At 42.8% G+C, this 23,630-nt stretch carries 24 protein-coding genes and 2 tRNA genes; 2 read left to right on the top strand and 24 right to left on the bottom strand.

All coding sequences use genetic code 11. The features are described from left to right. Positions 1-57: 57 nt before the first annotated feature. From Q4G98_RS06600 to Q4G98_RS06555, 10 genes are all read right to left on the bottom strand, one after another. The gene (locus tag Q4G98_RS06600; protein WP_177560723.1) at positions 58-705 is read right to left on the bottom strand and encodes a uracil-DNA glycosylase family protein; all 648 of its coding nucleotides are present in this window, start codon (positions 703-705) and stop codon (positions 58-60) included. Between the two features lie 31 nt (positions 706-736). Beyond that, entirely contained in the window at positions 737-2,158 is a 1,422-nt protein-coding gene (locus tag Q4G98_RS06595; RefSeq protein ID WP_298565443.1) for a lipase family protein, read from the bottom strand. A gap of 151 nt (positions 2,159-2,309) precedes the next feature. Further along, positions 2,310-4,463, bottom strand: a complete 2,154-nt coding sequence (locus Q4G98_RS06590; protein ID WP_177560725.1) for an ATP-dependent helicase — start codon at positions 4,461-4,463, stop codon at positions 2,310-2,312. A 233-nt stretch (positions 4,464-4,696) separates the two neighbouring features. After that, positions 4,697-4,894, bottom strand: a complete 198-nt coding sequence (locus Q4G98_RS06585) for a cold shock domain-containing protein (protein ID WP_177560730.1) — start codon at positions 4,892-4,894, stop codon at positions 4,697-4,699. 116 nt (positions 4,895-5,010) lie between these two features. Continuing rightward, the gene (locus tag Q4G98_RS06580) at positions 5,011-5,280 is read right to left on the bottom strand and encodes a GIY-YIG nuclease family protein (protein ID WP_177560731.1); all 270 of its coding nucleotides are present in this window, start codon (positions 5,278-5,280) and stop codon (positions 5,011-5,013) included. Position 5,281: 1 nt separating this feature from the next. Beyond that, complete coding sequence (locus Q4G98_RS06575) at positions 5,282-5,752, bottom strand: peptidylprolyl isomerase (RefSeq protein WP_298565440.1); 471 nt, start codon at positions 5,750-5,752, stop codon at positions 5,282-5,284. Between the two features lie 19 nt (positions 5,753-5,771). Next, positions 5,772-6,656 (bottom strand): hypothetical protein, encoded by an 885-nt coding sequence (locus Q4G98_RS06570; protein ID WP_177560733.1) that lies wholly within the window; start codon positions 6,654-6,656, stop codon positions 5,772-5,774. An 86-nt stretch (positions 6,657-6,742) separates the two neighbouring features. Continuing rightward, positions 6,743-7,969, bottom strand: coding sequence for a M20/M25/M40 family metallo-hydrolase (locus tag Q4G98_RS06565; protein WP_301961895.1), 1,227 nt, complete (start codon positions 7,967-7,969; stop codon positions 6,743-6,745). 118 nt (positions 7,970-8,087) lie between these two features. Beyond that, a complete protein-coding gene (locus Q4G98_RS06560) occupies positions 8,088-8,639 on the bottom strand; it encodes a gamma carbonic anhydrase family protein (protein WP_177560735.1) in 552 nt (183 codons plus the stop codon). A 133-nt stretch (positions 8,640-8,772) separates the two neighbouring features. After that, positions 8,773-10,002: an MFS transporter gene (locus Q4G98_RS06555; RefSeq protein ID WP_293662885.1), complete on the bottom strand. Its 1,230-nt coding sequence runs from the start codon at positions 10,000-10,002 to the stop codon at positions 8,773-8,775. Between the two features lie 231 nt (positions 10,003-10,233). Between Q4G98_RS06555 and Q4G98_RS06550 the strand changes: the two genes are divergently transcribed. Both Q4G98_RS06550 and Q4G98_RS06545 read left to right on the top strand, forming a co-directional pair. Continuing rightward, the gene (locus tag Q4G98_RS06550; protein ID WP_298565436.1) at positions 10,234-11,313 is read left to right on the top strand and encodes a hypothetical protein; all 1,080 of its coding nucleotides are present in this window, start codon (positions 10,234-10,236) and stop codon (positions 11,311-11,313) included. A gap of 19 nt (positions 11,314-11,332) precedes the next feature. Then, positions 11,333-11,899 carry a GNAT family N-acetyltransferase gene (locus Q4G98_RS06545; RefSeq protein ID WP_298565434.1) on the top strand — a complete coding sequence of 189 codons (567 nt, stop codon included), beginning with the start codon at positions 11,333-11,335 and terminating at the stop codon, positions 11,897-11,899. Positions 11,900-11,946: 47 nt separating this feature from the next. Here Q4G98_RS06545 and Q4G98_RS06540 read toward each other — a convergent pair whose 3' ends face one another. The 14 genes from Q4G98_RS06540 to Q4G98_RS06475 all read right to left on the bottom strand — a co-directional run bounded on the left by Q4G98_RS06540 (position 11,947) and on the right by Q4G98_RS06475 (position 23,630). Then, positions 11,947-12,441 carry a hypothetical protein gene (locus Q4G98_RS06540; RefSeq protein WP_298565432.1) on the bottom strand — a complete coding sequence of 165 codons (495 nt, stop codon included), beginning with the start codon at positions 12,439-12,441 and terminating at the stop codon, positions 11,947-11,949. Positions 12,442-12,596: 155 nt separating this feature from the next. Further along, the gene (locus Q4G98_RS06535; protein WP_298565430.1) at positions 12,597-13,268 is read right to left on the bottom strand and encodes a hypothetical protein; all 672 of its coding nucleotides are present in this window, start codon (positions 13,266-13,268) and stop codon (positions 12,597-12,599) included. A gap of 137 nt (positions 13,269-13,405) precedes the next feature. Continuing rightward, positions 13,406-13,489, bottom strand: a tRNA-Leu gene (locus tag Q4G98_RS06530). Positions 13,490-13,521: 32 nt separating this feature from the next. Then, a tRNA-Leu gene (locus tag Q4G98_RS06525) sits at positions 13,522-13,607 on the bottom strand. Positions 13,608-13,662: 55 nt separating this feature from the next. After that, positions 13,663-14,268, bottom strand: coding sequence for a lytic transglycosylase domain-containing protein (locus Q4G98_RS06520; protein ID WP_293662890.1), 606 nt, complete (start codon positions 14,266-14,268; stop codon positions 13,663-13,665). A gap of 2 nt (positions 14,269-14,270) precedes the next feature. Then, positions 14,271-14,873: a dephospho-CoA kinase gene (coaE, locus tag Q4G98_RS06515; protein ID WP_298565427.1), complete on the bottom strand. Its 603-nt coding sequence runs from the start codon at positions 14,871-14,873 to the stop codon at positions 14,271-14,273. Between the two features lie 11 nt (positions 14,874-14,884). Then, on the bottom strand, positions 14,885-15,706 hold the full coding sequence (gene mutM / locus Q4G98_RS06510) for a bifunctional DNA-formamidopyrimidine glycosylase/DNA-(apurinic or apyrimidinic site) lyase (RefSeq protein WP_293662894.1): 822 nt from the start codon (positions 15,704-15,706) through the stop codon (positions 14,885-14,887). A gap of 11 nt (positions 15,707-15,717) precedes the next feature. Next, entirely contained in the window at positions 15,718-18,321 is a 2,604-nt protein-coding gene (gene polA, locus Q4G98_RS06505; RefSeq protein ID WP_366917019.1) for a DNA polymerase I, read from the bottom strand. 180 nt (positions 18,322-18,501) lie between these two features. After that, a complete protein-coding gene (locus tag Q4G98_RS06500; RefSeq protein ID WP_177560744.1) occupies positions 18,502-18,822 on the bottom strand; it encodes a hypothetical protein in 321 nt (106 codons plus the stop codon). Further along, complete coding sequence (locus Q4G98_RS06495) at positions 18,815-19,081, bottom strand: type II toxin-antitoxin system Phd/YefM family antitoxin (RefSeq protein WP_293545682.1); 267 nt, start codon at positions 19,079-19,081, stop codon at positions 18,815-18,817. The genes Q4G98_RS06500 and Q4G98_RS06495 overlap by 8 nt, the downstream gene beginning before the upstream one ends. 124 nt (positions 19,082-19,205) lie before the next feature. Beyond that, positions 19,206-20,600 carry a DASS family sodium-coupled anion symporter gene (locus Q4G98_RS06490; protein WP_298565422.1) on the bottom strand — a complete coding sequence of 465 codons (1,395 nt, stop codon included), beginning with the start codon at positions 20,598-20,600 and terminating at the stop codon, positions 19,206-19,208. 46 nt (positions 20,601-20,646) lie between these two features. Continuing rightward, positions 20,647-21,195 (bottom strand): HD domain-containing protein, encoded by a 549-nt coding sequence (locus Q4G98_RS06485; protein WP_177560747.1) that lies wholly within the window; start codon positions 21,193-21,195, stop codon positions 20,647-20,649. A 24-nt stretch (positions 21,196-21,219) separates the two neighbouring features. Next, positions 21,220-22,752 (bottom strand): citrate lyase subunit alpha, encoded by a 1,533-nt coding sequence (citF, locus tag Q4G98_RS06480; RefSeq protein WP_298565420.1) that lies wholly within the window; start codon positions 22,750-22,752, stop codon positions 21,220-21,222. Between the two features lie 2 nt (positions 22,753-22,754). Continuing rightward, positions 22,755-23,630, bottom strand: coding sequence for a CoA ester lyase (locus Q4G98_RS06475; protein WP_298565418.1), 876 nt, complete (start codon positions 23,628-23,630; stop codon positions 22,755-22,757).

Raw genomic sequence — 23,630 nt, 5'->3', positions numbered from 1 at the left:
CCAGGTTAGCAATACCTAACCCGGATTTTTTTCATATTTTTTTCTGCAGCTCTTTCATTATTGGCGTCGTTGAAACAATTTAAAAAGATCAGTTTTTTCTTCTGACATCAACACATAATCAGGTTCTGCCGCCAAAACTTTTTCTCTGGCCGCCTCCAGATCATGAAAGACATCCCATTTAGCAGCATTAAGCGCTTTGATATTGCTGATGCGCAGTAAATACGCAGGATGAAAAGTCGCTATACAGTCAAAACCATGTTTCGTTTTGAACCATTTTCCGCGGTCCCTGGTAATACGCATATCCTGATTTCCCAGGTAATGCAGTGCGACACTGCCTAAAGCAACCACTACCTTAGGCTGCAATATCTCCAGTTCCTTATCCAGCCAGCGCTGTGCGCAAAAATCAGCCTCAGCAATATTCGGAGTGCGGTTACCCTTAGGACGGCATTTAATGATATTAGTCGTTAAAACACGGTCACGTGTCATCTTTGCAGCCCACAGAGCTTTATCCAACAGTTGTCCGGACGGGCCGATAAGCGGACAGCCGTAGTCATCCTCCACGCCGCCGGGGCCTTCACCTACAAAAACAATCGGACTGTCATAATTGCCAAACCACCCCACAGGAGCTTTTGCCGCTTCCCGCAGTGGACATTCTCTGCAAACCATCAATTCCTGTGCCAGACTTTCCATTTTTTCCTGTTTCATACTTTTCTCACACCTATTTATAAAATTTTAATCATAGCCGCCGCGGCGAAGCATGCTGATCCAATTTGACAAAAGGCAGATGCTTTTTCAGCTCCTCACGGCTTTGCTCCAAGACAAAGGTCGTTGCCTGAATATTACCGGAAACCGGCGAAACAAAACGCGCAAAGCTGTTCATCGTTACCAGCCCACCATCAACAGTAAAGACACTTTGATTCATATTAATATACCACTTTTCGCGGTCATTAAGTACCCTTCCATCGATTTCGACTATTAAAATATAATCCGCACCCAGCTCCCGTGCTTTCTGATAAAATTTTTCCATTGCATAAACACTGTCATCATACAGCTTCGTTTCGGTATCCACGATCACATACCGCGGTAGCATCATCTGATATTCATTCATAACAAATCTTTTGATATCCGGAACATAATCCCTTTTGTCAGCCTCGCGGCTACTGCCGATCCAGACTGCCACCAGCGGGTCAGATCCTTCCAGTTTCTGCAGCGGCAGCTTCTCACGTACGCCGGCAGCTTCAGCTTTATCTAAGGCCGCATAATATTCTCGCATACTGTAATCAAAATACATTCCCATATCATGCTGAAAGTCACTCAGCTTCCGGGAAAGATTGTATTTATGATGTTTGCCAAACTGTTTATAGCCGCCAAAAAATGTTTGCAGGCTCCCTGGAACAGGATCAGCATTATTAGTGATTCTGCGCAGGTCAACGCTATCACCGTAGGCTTCGGCAAAAGCGGCGTTTCCTATCGCAGGCGCGCCAAAAGTTATCACCGGTACACGGTTTTTATCAACACCCATACTTACCAGGCGCTCCGCCAGTAAAGTAGCCACGGCTCCGCCCAAACTGTGCCCAGTAAGTAATACGCGAGTATCTGTATTTGCCAGAATCTCATTAAACAAAACTTCATCAATGCCATCGTCATTGGTGTCGACCATTGTTTCCAGAACAGTATTCACATAATCATTAAACCCTTTATGCACCATCGGCACGGTTTTATCCTTTTCAGGGCCTTCAGCATATTCGATAAATCCCGCAAGATCACTTCCGCCATAAGGGACTTTATCTGTATTCAAATTAACGGTCCAATCACTTTTACTGGCACTGCCGCGAAAAGCAACTATATAAACATCTCTGCCACGTCTGGTTTTATTTTTAGCCACAATAAAATTGGCCTCTAATTTTCCTTTTTTCACCTTATGCGGTACTATTTTCCAGCCATAATCACGCAGATAGCCAAACTCCGGCGCATCTTCCGGTGAATATGCGCCTATACAGGCCCCTGCTGCAACAGTGGTCCAATGTGCATCTCTATACGCCGCGTCGATCATTTTCTTTTCAGCAGGCGTATACTCATGCGCCCAGCCGCTGCTGCCAGGCACAAAGATTAAAAACGCCAGCAGAACATAAATTATAATTTTGGTCATTGAGCGCATACTGCACCTCCACTTCTTAAAATTAGGCATTGCCATTATAATAATTATAAATGAATGCAGTGGAAAACACAAAAAGAAAAACGCATTTCTTAACAGAAATACGTTTAGTATAACATCTTTCGTTAACTTTACCAGAGCTTTGCCGAATACTTCAGCACTTTTCCAATTTTGCTCTAAACGAAATACTGCGCGGCGTGTCAATATTATCAAACTTAACAAGATAAGCAGCTTTAATCAAATCAACTTCAATAACAACACCGCCTCCGAAAATACTATGTCTGACGCGTTGACCTACAGCTAATAATGACTGATTTTCTTCATCTGCAAGATAACGTTCACTGATGACAAGATAATCTTTGGCTTCTCTTATCAAGCCTTCCTGTGGTGGCTGCGTATAACTAAGCAACGACGGGTCAATATCCAGCAAAAAACGTGAAGGATAACGCGGCGAACCATCAAAATTCCTACCATCAGCTTCTGAAAGGAACAGACCTTTCTGCGCACGGGTCATGGCTACAAACGCAAGCCTGCGCTCTTCCTCCATCCGCTGTCTAGTATCTGTTTTTTTAGACGGAAAAACGCCTTCATTCATAGCACATAAAAATACATAGGGAAACTCCAGCCCTTTAGCAGAATGTACCGTCATTAACTTTACTTTATCACTGTTGTCAGCTGTATCGTTATTAGTAAACAAAGCCACATGTGACAAGTAGTGTTCCAACGTACTTTCCTCGCCGCAAGAAGTTTCATATTCATAAACCGACTGTTTAAGTTCCGCCAGATTATCTAACCGTTCCTGGCTGCCTTCTGTCCGCAGCATTTTTTCATAGCCACTTTCATTCAAAACTGCCGACAGCAATTCTGAAATTTGCCTTTCGGCGTAATCAGCGGCAAATCTTTCAATCAAAGCAACAAACTGTGCTGCTTTGGTCCCTTTAAAAATATCATTCTCCAGATTTATTACTAAAGCCTCATACAAAGAACATTGGTATTCAGCGGCATATTCCCGTAAAAATTTTATGCGTCTTTCCCCAATATTACGTTTCGGTACATTTGCCACCCGCATAAACGCCAGATCATCTTTATATGCAAGCAAACGCAAATAGGCCAGCGCGTCTTTTATTTCCATTCTGTTAAAGAACTGTACGCCGCTGTAGATAGTATATGGTATTTTTTCACGTAAAAAAACCTCTTCCACACACCTGGTAACATAGTGAGCTCGATATAAAACAGCGATATCCCTGTAAGAGATTCCCTGGCTGTGCAGCGCCTGAATCTGCTCTACCAGCCATAATGCTTCTGCTTCAGAAGTAGCTGCATGATGACAGACCACCTGTTTGCCGTCCGCAAGCGTTGCAATAAGTTCTTTTTTGATTCGGAATTTATTTTTATCGATCAGGTCATTAACAACAGTAACGATCTGCGGCGTAGAGCGATAATTCTGCATCATCATTATAGTTTTTACGCCGGGAAATACTTTATCAAAGTCCAGTAAATAGCGGACATTAGCACCACGCCAGGTATAAATAGTCTGGTCAGGATCACCGACAATGAACAGATTTTTATGATAGGCACACAGTACGGACATCAATTTGTACTGCAGTTCATCAATATCCTGAAACTCGTCAATCATAATATATTCCAGCCGCTGCTGCCATTTATTTTTAATAGCTTCGTTCTGTTCAAAAATATATAAAGTAAATTTAATCAGATCATTATAATCAAGTCCAAAGCATTTTTTCTCCTGATATAAATATCCATAAAAAATCATATCCGACGGCTCTGTTGCCGCCAGGTATTTCTGCCGTAGTGTATCCAACGACATGTTGAGCATATCCAGATAATATTCCGGTTCTTTAAATATTTTTCTGATCTCAATCATATCCCGGGCTTTGCTGAAGGTCATATTTCTAAGCGTCAGCCCACGCTCTTCGTAAATAAGCTTCAGCATAGAGTCAATATCAGCATTGTCCAAAACGAGAAAGCTTTTAGGATATTGTAACGCATGGCTGTCTTCCTGCAAAACAGATACGCAGAAACTGTGGAAAGTGCTTATATAACCTGTATCATTATCGCCAGTCAGATTATGAATGCGCTGGCGCATTTCATTAGCCGATTTATTAGTAAAAGTAACACAGAGAATATTTCCCGGAAGAATTCCGACCTCGTTGACAAGATAAGCAAAACGCCTTGCTAACGCCCTTGTTTTACCTGAACCGGCCCCGGCTATAACACGTATAAACCCCTCTGTAGAAGTAACAGCCTCAAGCTGAGACTCGTTAAGACCCTGCCGTATATTTTCCAATGCTTTACACTTCCTTTCCTCTTAAAATTTACTATCAACTTTATCATTTTATTATATCAATAAGCTTCTTCCTTCACAACAATGCTTCCAGATATTAAAATTTAAAATCTGTTATTAAACTCAAATTAAACTCAGACTTTTACTAAAAAGAAAAAAGGCGCTACCAATAGGTAGCGCCTTGCTTTTCTGTTCATATGCTGCTATATATTAAAAAAATTTTTAATCTATATCAATTACAGACGAACAACGTTGGCAGCTTGTTCACCGCGGTTGCCTTCAACTACGTCAAATTCAACTGCTTGACCTTCTTCGAGGGTTTTGAAGCCTTCGGATTGAATAGCGGAGAAATGAACGAATACGTCGCCACCATCTTCGCGTTCGATGAAACCATAACCTTTTTCTGCGTTAAACCATTTTACTTTGCCAGTCATTTTCTGGGCCTCCTAAAAATTACTTTAATGAGGAGCTTGAACATCTCACTCACCAGCCCATTATAGCCTATTATTTACAATAAAGCAACTCTCTTTTGCTATTTTTTGTAATTTTTTTAATATTTTTGCTTATATTCATTTATATTTTGCTCAATTAAGGCTAATTTAGCAGTTTTGGTCATCTTTTTGATCTCACATTCGCGATGCAGTGCTTCTTCTCTGGTTGCCAGCGTTTCACTATAGACTAAAGTTACGGGACCGCGTCCACGGGTATATTTCGCCCCTTTGCCGCTGTTATGTGCTTCAAGACGTTTTTCCAGGTTATTTGTCCAGCCCGTATAAAGTGAGGCATCCCTGCAGCGCAGGATATACACATACGCAGGCAAATTATTTTATAACCTCTACCTTTTCCATAATTACATTCTCTTTAGGACGGTCACGGAAATCAGTAGGAACTACGCCTATCAACCGCACAACATCCATCCCATCAACGACCTTGCCAAAAATAGCATGGTGTCCGTTAAGCCACGGGGTAGGTGCTAAGGTAATAAAAAACTGGCTGCCCCCAGTATTCGGGCCGGCGTTGGCCATTGAAAGAATACCCTCGTCATCATGCTTCAGCCCTTCACCGAATTCGTCGTCAATTTTATATCCAGGCCCACCCATACCAGTACCGGTAGGATCACCGCCCTGAATCATAAAGCTGTCAATAACACGGTGAAAAACGATCCCGTTATAAAAACCTTTTTCTGTCAGTTTGATAAAATTCTCAGTTGTTTTAGGAGCCTTATCTTCAAACATTTCTACAGTAAATACTCCCTTATTAGTTGTAAATCTGATTTTTCTGTTTTCACTCATGCTAAAAACCTCCTGAAATTTATTGTTTATTTTTTTCAAATATAGCTTTTTGAATAGCATCAACCAGTAAATAAACCCCTACACCAATCCCTGCCATCCAGGCCGGAGTCAGGGCTGCCGCCTGAGTCTCGCCGTGCACCCACGGCAGCGAAAAACCAATCATTAAAAAAGCGCCCTGAGCAACCTGCAACCGCTGCGTACTGATACGTTTGCCATCTATATCGCCTTTGGCTTCCGTCAAAGCCGCCATTCTTATTTCCGGCAAGAACAAAATAAAACAAAGCGCCATCAGATAAACATAAATCATGGAAAGGCTGTGGGCTTTCATGGAAGTATCCGCCATTGCCGTAACCGCAAAAGCCAAGCCGCCTAAATAGAGACTTCTGTAATATCCGCCTTTGATCTGACTTTCGATAATATAAGCCGTACCGGTAAGCACCGGATAAAGCCAATAGCCATCTCTACCAAGCCAATAGGCGATAAAAATCAAAAGTACATTATCACCGATCTTATGCCTTGAACCGGAAGTACGGTTTAACATCCTCAGGATAAACAGCAGCCATAAAAGCACAAGAACATTGCCTTCGCCCAAGGTAAAAGCTGCTATGATACTAAGACCTCCGCCGATAATACCACCCAGCTTACGGTCTGGATCAAGCTCCTGCGCTATCAGCCAGGAAAAGAAAAATGCAGCCGCTGTATTTAGTCCGAAATACATGGCAGTTTCTGTATCAGCGCCGCCCATAGTTTTCCAAAAAGTTGCCGCTACAGCTGTTAAGATAGTACAAATAAGTGCGATCCTTGTAATTCCGTCAGTAAAATCTATCGGACGTCCTAAGCCAAAAATCCCACCTTCACTCAATGATGCTGTGGCTTTAGAATATTTATTGTCTTTTTTTCCCATGCTTTCATCCCTTATCTCGCAGATTTCTTATATCTTTATTAGTTTAACATAATTGCAGGCAGTCTGCGACTGCCTGCAAAAAAAAATTAAAATATTTTTGTTAATTCTGCCAGTGTCAAAGCAAAAGCCGTAGTTCTGGGAACAGCAGTTTTTAAATCAACAGATTCATGGTCCGTATGCTCATCATAGTTTTCGACTCCCAAAGCATCTAAGGTCGGAATATATTTTGCAGTTCTGTTACCGTCAGTCAAGCCTCCGGCCACCCATTCAGTAACCTTACCGCCAAATTCTTCACTGACTATCTTGCTGTAAACATCGACCATTTTCTGTACCTGCGGCGTTTTTTCCATCGGACCTGTCACAATACCGCCTGTAATTTCAACTTTTGTCCCGGCAACAACTATTTTATCTGCTAAAGCTTTGATTTCTCTGTCTAACCGTTCCTGCTCAGCTACAGAAAAACAACGAACATTAACTTCGCAATAAGCATCTCCTGGTATGACACTGATCTTATCATTAGTTGAACCAATGACGCCGACATTAACAGTGTTCTGCGGTATAAACTGGCCTGAATCGACAATACCACGCTCAGCTAAAGCTTTAGCCGTAAAATCAGCCGGATCTCCAGGCATAGGGCTGGCCAGTTTGTGCAGTTCAGTAATGGTATACGCCAGCTGATGAATAGCATTGGCACAATGCTGCGAAGCATTGCCATGATGTCCGCCGATACCGGTAACCTGGACCTTATATTTGGCATTGCCCTTGCGTTGGGTGACAATTCCCCAGTCTGGACGCGCCACATCCATGATCACAGCAAAATCAGCCTGCTGCGACAGCTCGGCCACAATTCCTTCTGCCGTAAGTGAACCGCCTTCCTCTTCGCCGTTCGTATAGTAAATGATTTCCTTAAAATCAGTAAACCCTGCTTGCAGCAAAGCTTTCAAACCATAAATAACTTCCACTACCGTAGCTTTGTCATCACCAACACCAGGGCCCCAGGCAAAGCCATTTTCATCAACTCTAAAGGGACGTTTATCAGCTTCGCCGCGATTGAATACCGTGTCAACATGAGCTACGAGCAAAATACTCAATTTACCGGTTCCCTGCAGTCGGGAAATCAAATGACACGCTCTGTCATTATAGCGAAATTCAGTCGTCGCGCCAAGCTCCTGCATTTTTGCTGCCACAAATTTATTAGCGGCTTCTGTTCCCTGCAAATCTCCGTTACCTGAATCAATATTAGTCAATGTCTCCAAATCTTTCACATAAGCTTCATACTGCTCTGCTAAATATTTTTTTATCATTTCTTTCATAGGGCAACTCCTCTCACGTATACTGACTAGCATATATATTCGCCGCTATAAATGTTTATTCCTGCTGACGGGGAATTAAAAAGGAGCTGCTTACAAGCAGCTCCCTCATGTTCACATTTTATACGATTTTTTCACCATGGTAAGTCTCACCGTCTATATCAGGCATAATATTATGACGCTTGCTCCACAAATCTTTATATTTTACAGCCTGGGCATGGATATTTTCCAGATTGCTTTCGTCCAGAGTTTTGATTATCTTGGCAGGAATACCAGCCACCAGTGAAAAAGGCGGAACTTTCGTTCCTTTTGTTACTACAGCTCCCGCAGCTACGATAGAACCATGTCCGATAACGCTGCCGTCAAGTACAGTAGCATGCATCCCTATCAGGCAATGATCTTCAACCGTGCAGGCATGCAGGATAGCTCCGTGACCAACTGTAACAAAGTCACCGACGATGCAGGCATAATCATCAGCCACATGCAGACAGCTGTTGTCCTGGATATTACTGTAACGCCCTACCTCGATCCGGTTGACGTCGCCGCGGATCGTAACATTGAACCAGGCACTGCTGTATTCTTTCATTTCTACTTTGCCAATCAGATCGGCACTTTCAAAAGCATGGGCTTTTTTGTCGATTTTGGGCATCTGCCCTTCAAATTCTTTTAACATCTAATCTCACTCACTTTCATGGAGTAATTAAGCTCCGTTACTACCTTAATTATTCACTCAAACTAATTTTTAGTCAAGAGTTTTAAACCGGGAATTCACCAAAGTTTCATAATGTAAGTTTTTAAACCCTCCGTCACGCTTCGGCTGTTTTTTTCACCTTCGTCAAATACGTGTAACTGCCTGCCAGCAGCAAAATAACTCCTGTAATCACCAGAATATAGCGCGTCAGCAAAAAGCCGCCTAAAAAGCCGCCCAGCAGCGGTCCTATCACGCCGCCGAACTGCTGCGCCGACGTTACAAGCCCAAAAGCTTTGCCGCGCATGGAAGGATCGGTGACTTCTACCAACCTGGCATTGACATTAGGTACAGCGCCGGACAGGAAGAGGCCGTACACAAATTGGATTCCGGCAAACTGCCAGATGTCCTGCACAAAGATCTGGCAGAGATTGATCAATCCTGCAGCCATCAACACAAAGCATAATACTTTCGTATAGCCAAGCTGCTGACCGCGTTTGCCCCAAAACGGAGCAGCAATTATCCCGGCAATACCAGCCAGTGAAAAAATGATGCCTGCCGCTTTGACGACAGATTCATCCATCCTGCCCATCAAATGTGACACATACATGGTTACCAAAGGCTGGATGATCATCGTGCACACCTGGATCAAAAAGAACATCGTCATCACGTACAGCAGGCCTTTATTATGCAGTGATTCCTGCAGATCCTGCCACAGATTAATCTTTTCCTTGCCTTCTTCCGGCGCATGCTGAACATCACGCACAAAAAATACAACCATTATCGTTGCTAAAGCCAAACAACAACTGGCCACAAAAAAGGACAGCCTCATTCCAAACCAGGAACTGAAATAACCGCCCATCATCGGCCCTAAAATACTGCCGCTGGCAACGGCAGTCTGCATCAATCCCATACCCCAGCCCATACGGCTTTCAGGCAGTGTTGAAGACACCAGCGACATTGACGCAGGCACAAACCCGCTGATCAATCCGGTCAAAATACGCACGCCTAAAAGCTGTTCCGGCGATTGTGAAATCCCTGCCAGCCAGTAGGTAAAGGCCAGACCAAAACCGGCACGTATCGCCATCCGGCGCTGCCCGACCCTGTCGGCCCTTGCTCCCCAATATGGAGCCATGATCGACGCGCCTAAAAAGGTCACTGAATAAACCAGACCGCTCCAAAAATTTACTTCGCTGCTTTCAACATGCAGTTCCTGCAATAAATAAACAGGCAAAAACGGAACTACCATCGTGTAACTGGCACAGGCAAAAAACACGCCACACCACAATATGGCCAAATTACGCTGCCAGCTTATAGCCCCTGTACCTCTCTCATCCAACAAGGACATAAACTCATCTCCAAATCAACTATTATTAACTTGATTATATCATAGCATTTATATAAAAAAAACTCACCTTACAGTTTTTCAAGTGTTCTGCCGCTAAAATTTCCTGTGCTTATATTTTTTCTTCTCATTTTAAATATAGACAGGTAAATGACTTTTTGTAGTTTTTCTTGTATAATATCTATAATATTATTTACATTATCATTTAATTTAAGTAAGAAAAGGAGCATACCAGTGAACGGATTTGAAAAGCAGGAATTAGAGACCCAAGGTATGATGAGTAAACTCTTTGGCAGTAAGCCCAGTCAGAACGCCTTAGTTGAAATAAATAATTTTCTGGCAGAAAGTACTAAAGCCACCGAATTGACAGCAGCTATCGTCAGTAACTTCGTCAAAACCTGGGGTGCAAAATTTGACAGCAGCAATATTGAATACCGCAGCAGTATGTATCGCAAGGTAGCCGATCATGTTTACCTCACGGCACAAAGTAAAGATGATCCTGTTTTTGAAGAAAGCAGGCATCTGGCACAGGTCCTGGAGCTGCCTGAAAATCTGCAGCGTCTGGCCGATAATGGCGCTAAAAAAGCGGCTTATTTCGCCCGCTGCCGCCAAATAATCGACGGTGAAGAAACTTTGCCGATCGACGATATCAATACTATTTTCGGTTATGATTACGAAGACGGCTACGATATACGCGTCCAGGTTTTTCATAATTACTTTAACAAAAAATTCGACGAAATTGCTGAACAGCAGCGTTTCAGTCCCGATGAAGAAGCTGCACTGCGCGAAATCTGCGCTAAACTGGATATCCCTTATGAATTTAAACCCAATATTCAAAATGCTTTAGACAAATACCGCTATTTGTGGTCGGCAGAAAATGCTCCTTTAGGAGACATCAAAGTCGACTTTCCCCTGAATGATGGCGAAATCTGCCATGCTGCCGCTCAACAGGCAGGCTTCTGCGAACATAAAACCATAGAAAAAGAAGATAATTATTTTGAATTGACCCGCCGTCTGGAAATCGATGAAACTATTTCCTTCAAAGGTGAGAAAATCGAACATCCTCATTTTACCGAAGAAGTGACCGCTGTTGTCGATATCGGCTACCTTTTCCTTACAAACCAGCGCATTATTTATCTGAGCAATAAAATGGCCAGGGTCGTAGAGCTCAGCGATTTAGATAACGCCAACCTTTCTGTCAATATCATTTACTTTACTCAAAAAGACGGTGACTCTATCGCGATCAAATTTAACGACGACGTTGCAGAAGTTATGTTTGCGATTTTCAAACGCATTTTAAACGAGCGTCAATAAAACCGGGAGGCTTGTGAGTATGCAGGAACAGATACGTTTTGCCACACCGGCTGACAGCGCCGGGATCCTGGAAATTTATGCGCCTTATATTCTGGAAACAACTATTTCTTTTGAATATGAACCGCCCGGGCTGGCAGAATTTACTGCGCGGATTCAAAAAATCAGCAGTAAATATCCCTATTTAGTTTATGAACGCAATGGTAAAATATTAGGCTTCGCCTATGGTTCGGCCTATCAGGAACGCATGGCCTACCTTTATGATGCCGATCTTTCTATCTACCTGGCCCCAGAAGCACAAAACAGCGGTATCGGCAGAAAGCTCTACCACTGCCTTTTATATCTGCTGCAAAAACAGGGTTTTTATAATGTTTATGCCTGTATTACCGCCGAGAATCAGCGCAGTATCGACTTTCATAAAGCTTTGGGCTTCAGAGATCTGGGACCTCATCCTAAAGCAGGTTATAAATTCAACCGGTGGCTCGATATTGTCTGGATGGATAAGCAATTAAGCCAGCCAGCTGGGAACCCGCAGCCTCTAAAACCTGTAACAGCCTTGACCAACGACGATATTTTAAAAGTTTTCTAAAAAACAAAATGAGTACATCAAATGATGTACTCATTTTTGTTTTTCACTTAGAAATATTCCAGTTCACGTTCGCAGATCGCGCCGGTAACAGGATCTAATTTCAATTCGCCGTCAAACTTATCAGTAAGGAAATCGGCTACATAATAAATATTATTGCCATCCTGTCCTTGAGTAATAACTATTTCGTAGGCATTAGGATAATTTTGCAGAACGATTTTTTCTATATCTGCCGGAGTTTTAGTGACCATGGTACTGCCCATAACGAAGGTAGCGCCTTTTACTTCAATTTCCTCTACCTTGGCAGTCGCTGTGTTTACATCAACAACATACCGTTCCAAAGTATTCGGGTCTTTAAAAGTGATAATGCTTGTATCACCGTCCACATTATAACCAATCAGCTCGCAGACAGCCGGAATTTCTGCTTTGGCAGCATTAATTGCCGTCATACTGCGATTTACCTGGCTAGGAGCAGCCGCAGCGACAGAAGTACAGGCAAGCATCATCAATGCGCCTACTGTTAATACAAGATTTTTGAATTTCATAAAGTCCACTTCCTTAAATATTTTTTGCATTACTGCTTACAAATCTAATTATAGGACTTTGTGAAAAAAAATGACGTTATATAATCTTACTTAATCGTCAAAGATAATTTTTAAAGATTTTAAAAATAGCAGGGACAATAATTTTTTATTTAACTTCACTTTGCCAGAAATTCAAAATAACAGTTTATTTCCTGCCACAATTCCGTTTTATTGTCTAATACAGCACGCAGACGCTGTGGATAAATACCATTGGCCTTATAGACATCCAAGATATATTTTATGGCATCAACGAGCCTGTCTTCCTGTAAAGGAACCGGGATGCGCTTTCCCTGAACCGGTCTGTTGCCCAGCAATCCACCAATATAGATTTCAAATTTTCCTGTTTCCGTAAAAGACGGCATAATACCTACATCTTGGGCCATAGCCTTCCCCAGACTATTGGGACAGCCAAAGACCCCGATTTTAAACTTTTTCGGCACATCAATGCCATAAAATTCTTCATCTAATTTACAGGCCAGAGTATGCACATCAAACATACCCTTGCGGCAGTCGGTGCCTTTACAGGCCACAACAGCCCGAACCGTTGCCCCTGTTCCACCCAGACGAAGTTTCGCTGCCTGTACAGCCTCAATTGCAGCCTCCAGCTCGCTTTCAGCCACCCCATTCAATTCAACAGTTCCTCTACTGGTAGCCGTAATCCTGCCACTGCCAAACCTGGCCGTCAATTCCGATAACCGTAAAAGTTCCTCTGAGGTAAATTCACCGCAGCTTCCTAAAATACGCAGCGCATAACGATTATTTTTTTGGGGCAATACACCTAAAGTCATTTTTTTCACTCCATTTCTTATCATAATCATATCATACTATGAATATGATTACAGGCAATAATCACTGAAGAAAATTTATGATGTTCCTGTAAATAAAAAAGCTTCACGAAATTTCGTGAAGCTTGTATCTGCTTATTTGGTGCGGTTGGTGGGATTTGAACCCACACGGGTCTCCCCGCCACCCCCTCAAGATGGTGCGTCTGCCGTTCCGCCACAACCGCATGGGGTTTAAAATTACCTTTATAGACAAAAATGGTGCGGTAGAGAGGATTTGAACCTCCACGGGGTTGCCCCCACTAGCTCCTGAGGCTAGCGCGTCTGCCGTTCCGCCACTACCGCATTACAATTGCCTAAATCAGCAACAGTGATATAATAGCATACTATTACGATGCCGTCAATACTTTTTTAATCTGTTTTTATATAATTTGTAATACTCATCCCGATCATACAATACTTTCTTTACATATTCGCGTGTGTCACTGTAAGGAATATCCTCGATTTTATTAAAATCATAATCCCAGTTATTTTCCTGCATCCACGCTTTTGTATTACCACGACCCGCATTATAGGCAATCATCATCAGTACCCAGTTACGCTGAAACTCATATTCCAGCTCACCTAAATACCAACAGCCTAAGCGGATATTGGCATCTGTGCGATATAGATCCTGAGGGTCAAAATTTTTGATCCCCATTTGCTCGGCAATCCATTCGCCAGTATCCGGCATGATCTGCATAAGTCCGATCGCCCCAGCCTTAGAGACAGCTTTGCGATCAAAATTACTTTCATTTTTTATTACCGCAGCCACTAAAAATGGGTCAATCTTATTTTTGCCGCTGTATTCTAAAATCTCGCCTTGATAAGGCCACATATACACAAACCGCATTTGCACTTCGTCAGACGTCCATATTTTCCAGCCCAACAACGAAACTGCGCACAGCAAAATCAGCACAAACCAAATTTTACGGCTGTTGTTTTTCTTTTTTCGACGTCTGCCCAACCTTAGTCCTCCATCTGCAATACTTTTTCCCACTCATTTTTTACAATCAGCTCAGTTTCTTCCCTGCTGCCGCTGTTATCAATGACCAGATCCGCATATTGCCGCTTGGCGTCTAAAGTCATTTGTGCCGCAATACGCACCCTGACTTCCTGCTCCGACATACCGCTGCGCACCATTGCACGCTCGATCTGCGTTTTCTCATCAACAGCAACCAGCCATACTAAATCAACTTCCTTATACCAGCTGCATTCGATCAAAAGCGGCACATCCAATACCGCCGCAGACATATTTTGCTGACGGCACTGCTCTAAGAATTTTTTTGCTTCCCGGCGTACATAGGTATGGATAATTTCCTCCAACTGCCGCAGCGCTTCTTGCTTTTCAAAAACCAGCTTCGCAATTTTCGGCCGATCCAGCTCACCGTCAGCCGTCAGATAGTCTGCACCAAAAACAGCTATGACCTGCTGCAGCCCCTGTGATCCATGCGCTACTGCCTGCCTGCTTGCAGCATCCGCATCAAAAATCTTCGCTCCCAAACTGCGCAAAACAGCTGCGACAGTACTTTTGCCCGAGGCAATACCACCTGTTAAACCAATAATTTTCATTTTCTATCCACTCAATGCTGGCATTTGGCACAATAAGTCGTGCCCCTGCCGCCCACTTTAGTTGTAGCCAATGGCTCACCGCAGGTTTTACACGGCTCGCCGCCGCGACCGTAAACCAGCAAATGGTTTTGGTTATCGCCTTTGTTGCCTTCGCCATCTTTATAATCCCTAAAGGTAGTTCCGCGGTTGGCGATTCCCTGCGCAATGACCGTATTGGCCGCTGCGTGCAGCGCCGCTACTTCTTCACTTGTTAAAGTATTAGCGATTCTAGTCGGTAAAATACCTGCCAGCGCCAGACACTCATCGGCATAAATATTTCCCAGTCCTGCAATAACAGTCTGATCAAGGATCAGCGTTTTGATGGGTTTCCGGCTTTTAGCTGCTATCGGTGCCAGATAATCTGGACTAAACCCTGCTGTCAACGGTTCCGGCCCCAATGTCTCATAGCCTGCAATATAACAATCCTCATTTGTAACTAAATACAGTGTACCGAAAGTTCTGATATCACAGAACCACATTGTAACACCGCCAGACAATACAAATTTTATCTTCGCATATGGCGGCGCTTCCAACTCGCTCGCCTGGGCCACTAAAGATCCGGTCATCCGCAAATGCACGATGAGCTTTTGGTCAGCGCCCGTCTGCAGCACCAGATATTTCCCACGCCTACTAACTTCTTCGATCGTCCTGCCGGTCAGATTTTTAACAAACTGCTCTGGTGTCGGATGTTTGATAAGCCTGTCCAGATATACTTCCACTTGCGTGATTTTTTTCCCTTTGATATGTGGCAGCAAGGTTTTTTTGACCTGCTCCACCTCCGGTAATTCCGGCATGATGATCCCTCCTATTTACTTTGAGCCCAGTTTTTTCCCCAGGCAACATCTGCTGTCAGCGGTACGCTCAACGTTGCCGCACCTTCCATTGCCCTTTTTACCAGTTTTGCCACCAGCTCGCGTTCAGCTTCAGTAACCTCTAATACCAGTTCATCATGTACCTGCAGCAAAATGCGGCTTTTGACCTGCGCTTCGGCAAGCGCCTGTTCTACTTTCAACATTGCTATTTTAATGATATCTGCCGCAGTTCCCTGAATAGGCGTATTGATAGCAGTACGCTCAGCAAAACTGCGTAAATTAAAATTACTGTGTCTGATATCAGGCAGATAACGGCGGCGGCCAAACATCGTTGCCACATATCCCTGCTCACGGGCATGCTTGACCATATCATCCATATATTTTTTTACACCAGTATAACGGGCAAAATAATTTTTGATATATTCAGCTGCTTCACCGCGGCTGATATCAAGCTGTTTAGCCAGACCAAAATCACTGATGCCATAAACGATCCCAAAATTTACCGCTTTGGCCCGAGTACGCATCATCGCATCAACCTGCTCCAAAGGCACGCCAAACACTTCTGCCGCCGTACGGGCATGTACATCCTGCCCATGCAGGAAAGATTCCAAAAGCAGCTTATCCTGCGCCATATGTGCCAGCACACGCAGCTCTACCTGGGAATAATCACAGGACATCAGCCAATCATAACCAGCTGCCGGTATAAATATTTCACGGATACGTTTGCCGATCTCCGTTCGCACCGGAATATTCTGCAAATTCGGGTCCGTGCTTGATAAACGTCCCGTAGCAGTTACGGTCTGCTGAAAATGCGTATGGATTCTCCCTGTCACAGGATTGATCAGCGGACGCAATCCTTCCAGATAAGTAGAATGCAGTTTTGTCAGCTTACGGTGTTCCAAAATAGTTGTAATCAGAGGATGAGATCCCTCCAGCTGTTCCAAAACCGAAACGTCTGTAGAATAACCGGTCTTGGTCTTTTTTATAATTTGGAGTCCTAATTTTTCAAATAACAGTACGCCTAACTGCTTCGGCGATTTCAGATTAAAACTTTCACCTGCCTGTTCTTCTGCCAAAACTTCCAGCGCAGCAATTTGGACAGACATTTCCTTTGTAATGCTTTCCAAAAGCTCTACATCAGGCTTAATCCCCGCCAACTCCATTTTTGCCAGCAGCTGCGCCAACGGCAGTTCCATTTCCGTATAAAGTTTACATAATTCATAATCCTGTAGTTTTTGTTCAATAAGCGGAAGCAGTGTCTGTAAATCTGCCGCATTACCGCCATTATTTGTAGTCAGATAACGTTCTGTGACCGCCTTTAAAGTGTAGGAACTGCGTCCCGGTTCGATCAAATAAGCGGCGATCCCGATATCATCAACTATCCCTGCAACTTTTTTATCCAAACAAAGACAAGCCTTATAAATTTCCTTGCTGTCGCAGGTAGCCTTCAGCTGTTTGGAATCGGACAGCCAGTCGTAAAAAAAGTTCCAGGCACCGCTGCCTTCCTGCAGTCTATAAATTTTATTATCATGAAAAATTTCCACAGCTGTAAAATGTATTTTAGGCAGCTCACCGCCACAAACAGCTGTAAACGCGACCTTGTCCTGTTTTTGCCGCAATATAGCGAAAAAATCCGCCCCTTGCTCTTTTGTCTCTAAAAATTCAACCGCTGTACCTGTACTGCCCTGTCCAACACTTTCACCAAAAAGATCAAACAACCCGTCACTGCCGCCTAAAATAGTCTGAAACCGCTCATGCAAATTGCGGAACTCCAATTCCTGCATCAAGGGCCGAGCTTCTTCCGACATAGCTTTCAGCTCATATTTAGCAAGATCAAGCTCAACAGGTACTTCCGTAAAAATAGTTGCCAGTTTTTTGGAAAGCAAAGCCGCTTCCTTATTGTTTTCCAATTTCTCTTTTAAACTTTTGCCGCTGATCCGGTCAATATTATCTAAAACATTCTCTACCGTGCCATATTCACAAATCAGTTTCAGCGCCGTTTTCGGGCCGACGCCCGGAACGCCGGGAATATTATCAGAACTGTCACCCATCAATCCCTTTAAATCGATCAGCTGTTTCGGTTCCAAGCCTTCATAATCTTCGGCAAATGCCGCTACATCATAAGCCTTGATATCAGAAATCCCACGTTTAGTAAAATAAACCTTTACCCTGTCATTTAAAAGCTGCAATTCGTCCTTGTCACCGGTTACAATAATAATTTCGGCTTCCGGCTGCGCATGCACGGCAAAAGTGCCAATAATATCATCAGCTTCATAACCTTCGGTTTCCAAAACAGTGATGTTCATGGCTTCCAGCAAACGCCGGGCCAGTGGAAATTGTTCACTCAGCTCACTTGGCGTAGGCTTACGCTGCCCTTTATAATCTGCAAACAGTTCCGTCCGAAAAGTTTTACGTGATTTATCAAACGCTACTGCCAGCCATTTAGGCTTAACATCACCTAAAAGCTTTACAAGCATATTGCAAAATCCGTATACAGCTCCTGTATGCACGCCTTGCCTGGTCATCAACGGCGGCAGGGCAAAAAATGCCCTGTGTATCAAGCTGCTGCCATCAATAACTAAAAATTTATCAGCCATTTCTTCACCACTTTCCTCAACGCTCAAATTAGCCTGTTCATATTTAAATATTATACCACAAGGGTATGTGTTCTCACTAGACTCGAAAATACCTCGTCAAGTTTTCACACAATACCACAAGGGTATGTGTTCTCACTAGATAGCAAAGCAGCTTTCGCCATAAGCAAAAGCTGCCTGTTTTCATTTTATTAATTTAGGATAATCACGCTGCAGTTCGGTAATATGATAAATATATACAGTATTTTCAATCTTGCGATAAACACAGGCATATTTATCTATCAGCAGCATCAAATATTTTTGCTCATTCAGCCTGCGCAGCGGAGTTTTCTTCCCCTGCATTGAAAAGTCCTGTAATGCCTTAAGCTTTCTGACAATACCGCACGTAACTGTACCAGCTTCTAGTTTCGTTCCCTGCCGGCTGCAGGCAAAGCCAATTTCCAGCAGATCGCGCCACGCCTGCGGCAGGATCTTCATATCTGAACGTATTAAACCATCATTCAATAAATTTCGCCTTCAGTCTGGCGATAGCGTCGTCCCCGTCTAACAATTCTTCAACATTCTTTTGTCTGTCCAAATCAGCCTGCATAACAGTATGATAAAACTTAAACTGTTCTTCGCGCTGTTCAAATGTTTTAATACTCATTACTACCAAATCACCTTTACCATGCTTTGTTAAATAAATAATTTCTCCGTGCTGGTGCGCATAGTCTGAAATCAAATTATAATCATTACGCATAACTGTAGACGGCCTGATAATCATTTTAAGGCTCCCTTCTTTAAACAGTATTAAACTATACTCTTTTTTTAAATAATACGCAAGTGTTTTTATAAAAATTAAGGCGAATACCGGCTACGCACCAGTATCCGCCTTCTAATTTTACTATTTACCACAAACCAAGCAACTTCCAATACCCTAAGCCAATCGTCATATATAAAATAAAATTAAATGCCACTAAGACCGCACCAATTTCCCACCAGGTCTTTTGCGGAACATACCCAGTACCAAATAAAACAGGTCCAACTGCACCGCCATAGTGAGTAAGAAGACATCCATAAGCAGAAGATGCTCCCAGTAAAAATACTAATGGCAGAGGCGGAACCTTTGCAACAAGTCCCAGTGTAAATAAAACCGGAATAAATGCACCTACATAAGCCCCCATTGAAGCAAAAACATATCTTACCAAAATGCTTATGACAAGCAACGCTCCCATTACCAGTGCCTGATTAATCCCTACAAAATTCATATGATCGCCAACAACTTTTGCCAACCACACAAAGAATTTTGCTTTGCTTAAAATACCCGAAATACCCATAATCGCACCATACCAGATCAAAGTATTCCATGCTCCATTATTAGCCAGTACATTTTTCCAATCAATCAATTTAAAAATTGCACAACAGGCAAAAAACATCAAGGCCACAGCTGTGCCATCTATTTTTGTAAAACTGCTGGTTGCCCACCCGATAATTGCCATCACAAAAAATAAAACCAGCATTTTTTCTTTGCCTGTCATAGGTCCAATCTCACGTAATCCTTGCTCTGCCAGTTCTTTATGATTGGCTATTTCTTTCAGTTCAGGCGGATAAATCTTATAAATCAAATAAGGAATTACCAGACATGCTATCAAGGCAGGAAAAGCCAAACCAACAAACCAGTCCATCCAACTGATATTAACTTTCAAAATATCTTTAGCAAATCCAACCGTTAAAATATTCGGCGCACAGGCAGTTAAAAATACTGCCGACGTAGATAAACTTATTGCATAACCGCTGATAGTTATATAAGCACCTATCCTGCGCGGATTATCATCTGGTTCCGACTTTAAAGTACTGGCCACATTTCTGAAAATCGGATAGACGATGCCGCCCGAACGAGCCGTATTAGATGGTGTCGCCGGACTAAGAATAAGATCTGTCAGCATCTGTCCGTAAACAAGGCCTAATGAAGATTTTCCGAATTTACCAATCATCCAGTAAGCTACACGTCTTCCCAAACCCGTATCGGCAAAAGCCTGTGTTATCAAAAACGCAGTAAATACCAGCCAAACAGTGCCATTGCCATAACCGCTCAGCAACTGACCGATTGGTACGATAAAAGATCCAAAAGCAATCACGCTCAGCATCACCACAGCTTCACCAGCCGGCCTTAAAATAAGGCCTAAAATTGCTGCAATATACACAGCGAAAATCTTCCATGCCAGCGGTGTCAGTCCGTCAGGAACTGGTATCATTAAAATAGAAACAGGAATCAATAATAAAAGCAGCCATCGTACTACCATAACACTCGCCTTCTTTCTTCAGTTTCCACTAGAATTCCGTTCTCACTTAAATCATACCGACAAAAGCTTTCAATCCTTCAAAATTCATCATATCGCACTTATTCACAATAACCGCTTCCGGGCTTCTGAGCGTCCCATCACCCTCTTTAGCATGGTTAGCAATAATATGCGCTACCTCAAAAGGCAGTTCGTGCTTAACGGCCAACGCACAGCCCGAAAAAGGATGCCGGAGATTTTTACCCAGTTTTGATTTTTGTGTTTTTCCTTCAGCATTTTTTTCATACTCGATCAATTTTCCCACATCATGCAGTAACGCTCCCGCAATCAAATAATCTTTATCTAGTTTAAATTTTTCTCCGTAAACACCCCATTCTTCATAGACCTTAAGAGCCATTCGCGTAACCGTTCTGACATGGGTTCTGTAACTGATCATAGTATCTGGAATCAACAGGGTAAACGGCAAGCTATCTATATCGCTCAATTTCCAGCCGCCGATCACCAAAGCTTCCTCGCAGGTATCGATAACCTTTTGCTGGAGAACTTTGTCTGTAATCAGTCCAATTTCCGGAAAAGCTTCATACCAATTGTTATACATATTTTCCACCTCTTTTACTAAAATTCACGGCAAATCATAAACAACATCAATAATCGTTCCATCTCGATATTCCACCAGACCGCAGATTTTTTCTCCTATTACTGTTTTTTCTGCGCTACCAGCCAGTCTTCTGGCTTTCTGATACAGTTCTTCCACAGTGACAACAGGCAGCGAAGTTTTACGCAAAGCTGTATCTAAATCCATACGCCTGGGATTAACTGCAATCCCATAATCAGTAACTAAAACATCAACTGTTTCACCAGGAGTAACTACTGTTTGGACATTCTCCAGCAACATCGGCAGCCTACCGCGCAAAAGCGGCAGAGCAACTATCGTCACTTTGGCACCAGCCGCGGCATCTGGGTGTCCTCCCGGTGCCCCTATCAATTTGCCATAAGAATCGGTCAAAACATTGACATTAAAATTAATATCCACTTCTGTTGCACTCAGAACTGCAACATCCAGCAAATTTACATATGGATTGGCACTAAAGGGATTAGCATAAGCCGATGCAGAAATTTCATGGTGCCTGTTGTTCACATACAAAGATGCGATAGCTTTTGCATCAAAATCCTGCGGATCAAAAAATGTTTTTATATATCCTTCAGCCAGCATTTCTGTCAAAAAACCTGAAGCACCTCCTATGCCGGCCGCGGCTTTAATATTGGCAAGTTGCATTTCTTTTTGTATAAATCCAGCTGCAGATATCGCGATACCGCCGCTGCCAAACTGAAAAATAACCCCTTCGCGTAAAATACCCGCATATTTTATAACGTCAGCCACATACTTGGAAATAACCAACTCGGCTGGATTCTTGCTAACCCTTATAGAACCAGTTGCAATCCCTGCTGGATCACCTATACTTTCAATTTCCACTATATAATCTACCTGGGTCTGCGGAATACTTATATAATCCAGCGGTTCCGTAACTAACCCGTCAGTAACCGCAACTACATGCTCCGCATATTCTGCATCCGGCATTGCATATCCTAACGAACCACAGGCGGATCTGCCCTGAACACCATTAATGTTCCCATAAATATCACAGGCCGGAGCAGCAATAAAAGCTACGTCGATATGCAATTCTCCGCTTTCAATAGCTCTTGCCCTGCCACCATGTGTGCGAAAAACAACTGGTTTGTCCAACTTATTTTTTTGGATGAAAGTGCCCAATTTTCCTCTGGCGCCACTGGTATCTATAGCCGTAATCGTCTTGTCTTCCAGATACGGTAAAAGCGCATCCTGTACCAGACTTAATGAACTGGCTGATAAAGTAATATTTTTAATACCTTTAGCGGCAATTGCTGCTATAACCTTTTGCATCACCAGATCACCATTGCGTAAAGCATGATGGAAGGAAATTGTCGTTCCCTCTTTAAGCTCTACTGCATCCAAAACTTTATCCAGTTTCATTATTTTATTTTGCCCAGGCCCAGCATACTTCAGCGGCCTTTTTGCCATTTTACCTTCAGGCTTTACTGTAAAGGGCCCCTGATAGGCTATTTTATTTTCAAAACCTGCTATCTTGTTAATTTTTTCCATAAGGCCTTTTTCCATTTTTAAACCTCCATACCAGCTGCTTTAGCATAGGATAAAATCGACATGGCCCTTGTTACCATCGGTTTATCAATCATTTTTCCGTTGAGAGCAGTAACTCCCGAAGCATTTTTCAGAGCTTCCTCATAAGCATCTAAAATATTTTTGGCAGTATTTATTTCTTTACCAGTGGGGGTATATAGTTCGTGTACGATACCGATTTGATTTGGATGCACCACTGATTTACCGGTATAACCTAATTGTTTACCAAGTTTAACATCTCGTTTCAGGCCTTCGTCATTTTTAATATTACTGTAAACATAATCCATTGCCATAATCCCCGCCGCATGTGCATTCAAAGAAATCAGATTACGGGCAAACAATATTTCCAAAGCTTCCTCTGAACGTTCCATACGCATATCAGTTCTGAAATCTTCAGCCCCTAACCCAATAGCCAACATTCTCTCAGAGGCACTGGCTATTTGATAAGAATTTATGACCCCTAAAGCAGTTTCAATACTGGCAACAATTTTTATCGTTCCGGCCTCTATTGAATGAGCTGCTTCTATTTCACTAATCAATCGATCCAAATTCCTTATATCGTCTGCAGTCTCAGATTTCGGCAACCTTAAAAAATCAGGTTTTAAAGGAACCATACTGCGTACATCAGCTTCATAATAAGGAGAATCTGCCTGATTAATCCTTATTCCTATCCTGCAATCAGGCCTATTATACTGTAAAGCATATTTAACCAATATTCTGGCACTGTCTTTTTCAAACACCGATACAGAATCTTCCAAATCATAAATAATACAGTCGGGACGATAAATTTCTGCACCAACGATCTTTCGCGGATCATTGCCTGGCACAAAAAACATTGTTCTGTATAAAGAGTTCAT

The sequence above is a fragment of the uncultured Phascolarctobacterium sp. genome (genome assembly GCF_958349595.1).
GTDB lineage: Bacteria > Bacillota > Negativicutes > Acidaminococcales > Acidaminococcaceae > Phascolarctobacterium.
This window is presented reverse-complemented; position numbering and strand designations above follow the sequence as displayed.

What these genes read in the sequence shown, in the direction of transcription:
- Q4G98_RS06485 (WP_177560747.1), bottom strand. Translation starts at nt 21,195, where the DNA reads ATGTATAACAATTGGTATGAAGCTTTTCCGGAAATTGGACTGATTACA.
- Q4G98_RS06555 (WP_293662885.1), bottom strand. Translation starts at nt 10,002, where the DNA reads ATGTCCTTGTTGGATGAGAGAGGTACAGGGGCTATAAGCTGGCAGCGT.
- Q4G98_RS06570 (WP_177560733.1), bottom strand. Translation starts at nt 6,656, where the DNA reads ATGGGAAAAAAAGACAATAAATATTCTAAAGCCACAGCATCATTGAGT.
- Q4G98_RS06575 (WP_298565440.1), bottom strand. Translation starts at nt 5,752, where the DNA reads ATGAGTGAAAACAGAAAAATCAGATTTACAACTAATAAGGGAGTATTT.
- Q4G98_RS06535 (WP_298565430.1), bottom strand. Translation starts at nt 13,268, where the DNA reads ATGACTTTAGGTGTATTGCCCCAAAAAAATAATCGTTATGCGCTGCGT.
- Q4G98_RS06565 (WP_301961895.1), bottom strand. Translation starts at nt 7,969, where the DNA reads ATGAAAGAAATGATAAAAAAATATTTAGCAGAGCAGTATGAAGCTTAT.
- Q4G98_RS06600 (WP_177560723.1), bottom strand. Translation starts at nt 705, where the DNA reads ATGAAACAGGAAAAAATGGAAAGTCTGGCACAGGAATTGATGGTTTGC.
- Q4G98_RS06490 (WP_298565422.1), bottom strand. Translation starts at nt 20,600, where the DNA reads ATGGTAGTACGATGGCTGCTTTTATTATTGATTCCTGTTTCTATTTTA.
- Q4G98_RS06560 (WP_177560735.1), bottom strand. Translation starts at nt 8,639, where the DNA reads ATGTTAAAAGAATTTGAAGGGCAGATGCCCAAAATCGACAAAAAAGCC.
- Q4G98_RS06475 (WP_298565418.1), bottom strand. Translation starts at nt 23,630, where the DNA reads ATGAACTCTTTATACAGAACAATGTTTTTTGTGCCAGGCAATGATCCG.
- Q4G98_RS06595 (WP_298565443.1), bottom strand. Translation starts at nt 2,158, where the DNA reads ATGCGCTCAATGACCAAAATTATAATTTATGTTCTGCTGGCGTTTTTA.
- polA (WP_366917019.1), bottom strand. Translation starts at nt 18,321, where the DNA reads ATGGCTGATAAATTTTTAGTTATTGATGGCAGCAGCTTGATACACAGG.
- coaE (WP_298565427.1), bottom strand. Translation starts at nt 14,873, where the DNA reads ATGAAAATTATTGGTTTAACAGGTGGTATTGCCTCGGGCAAAAGTACT.
- Q4G98_RS06545 (WP_298565434.1), top strand. Translation starts at nt 11,333, where the DNA reads ATGCAGGAACAGATACGTTTTGCCACACCGGCTGACAGCGCCGGGATC.
- mutM (WP_293662894.1), bottom strand. Translation starts at nt 15,706, where the DNA reads ATGCCGGAATTACCGGAGGTGGAGCAGGTCAAAAAAACCTTGCTGCCA.
- citF (WP_298565420.1), bottom strand. Translation starts at nt 22,752, where the DNA reads ATGGAAAAAGGCCTTATGGAAAAAATTAACAAGATAGCAGGTTTTGAA.
- Q4G98_RS06540 (WP_298565432.1), bottom strand. Translation starts at nt 12,441, where the DNA reads ATGAAATTCAAAAATCTTGTATTAACAGTAGGCGCATTGATGATGCTT.
- Q4G98_RS06495 (WP_293545682.1), bottom strand. Translation starts at nt 19,081, where the DNA reads ATGATTATCAGGCCGTCTACAGTTATGCGTAATGATTATAATTTGATT.
- Q4G98_RS06585 (WP_177560730.1), bottom strand. Translation starts at nt 4,894, where the DNA reads ATGACTGGCAAAGTAAAATGGTTTAACGCAGAAAAAGGTTATGGTTTC.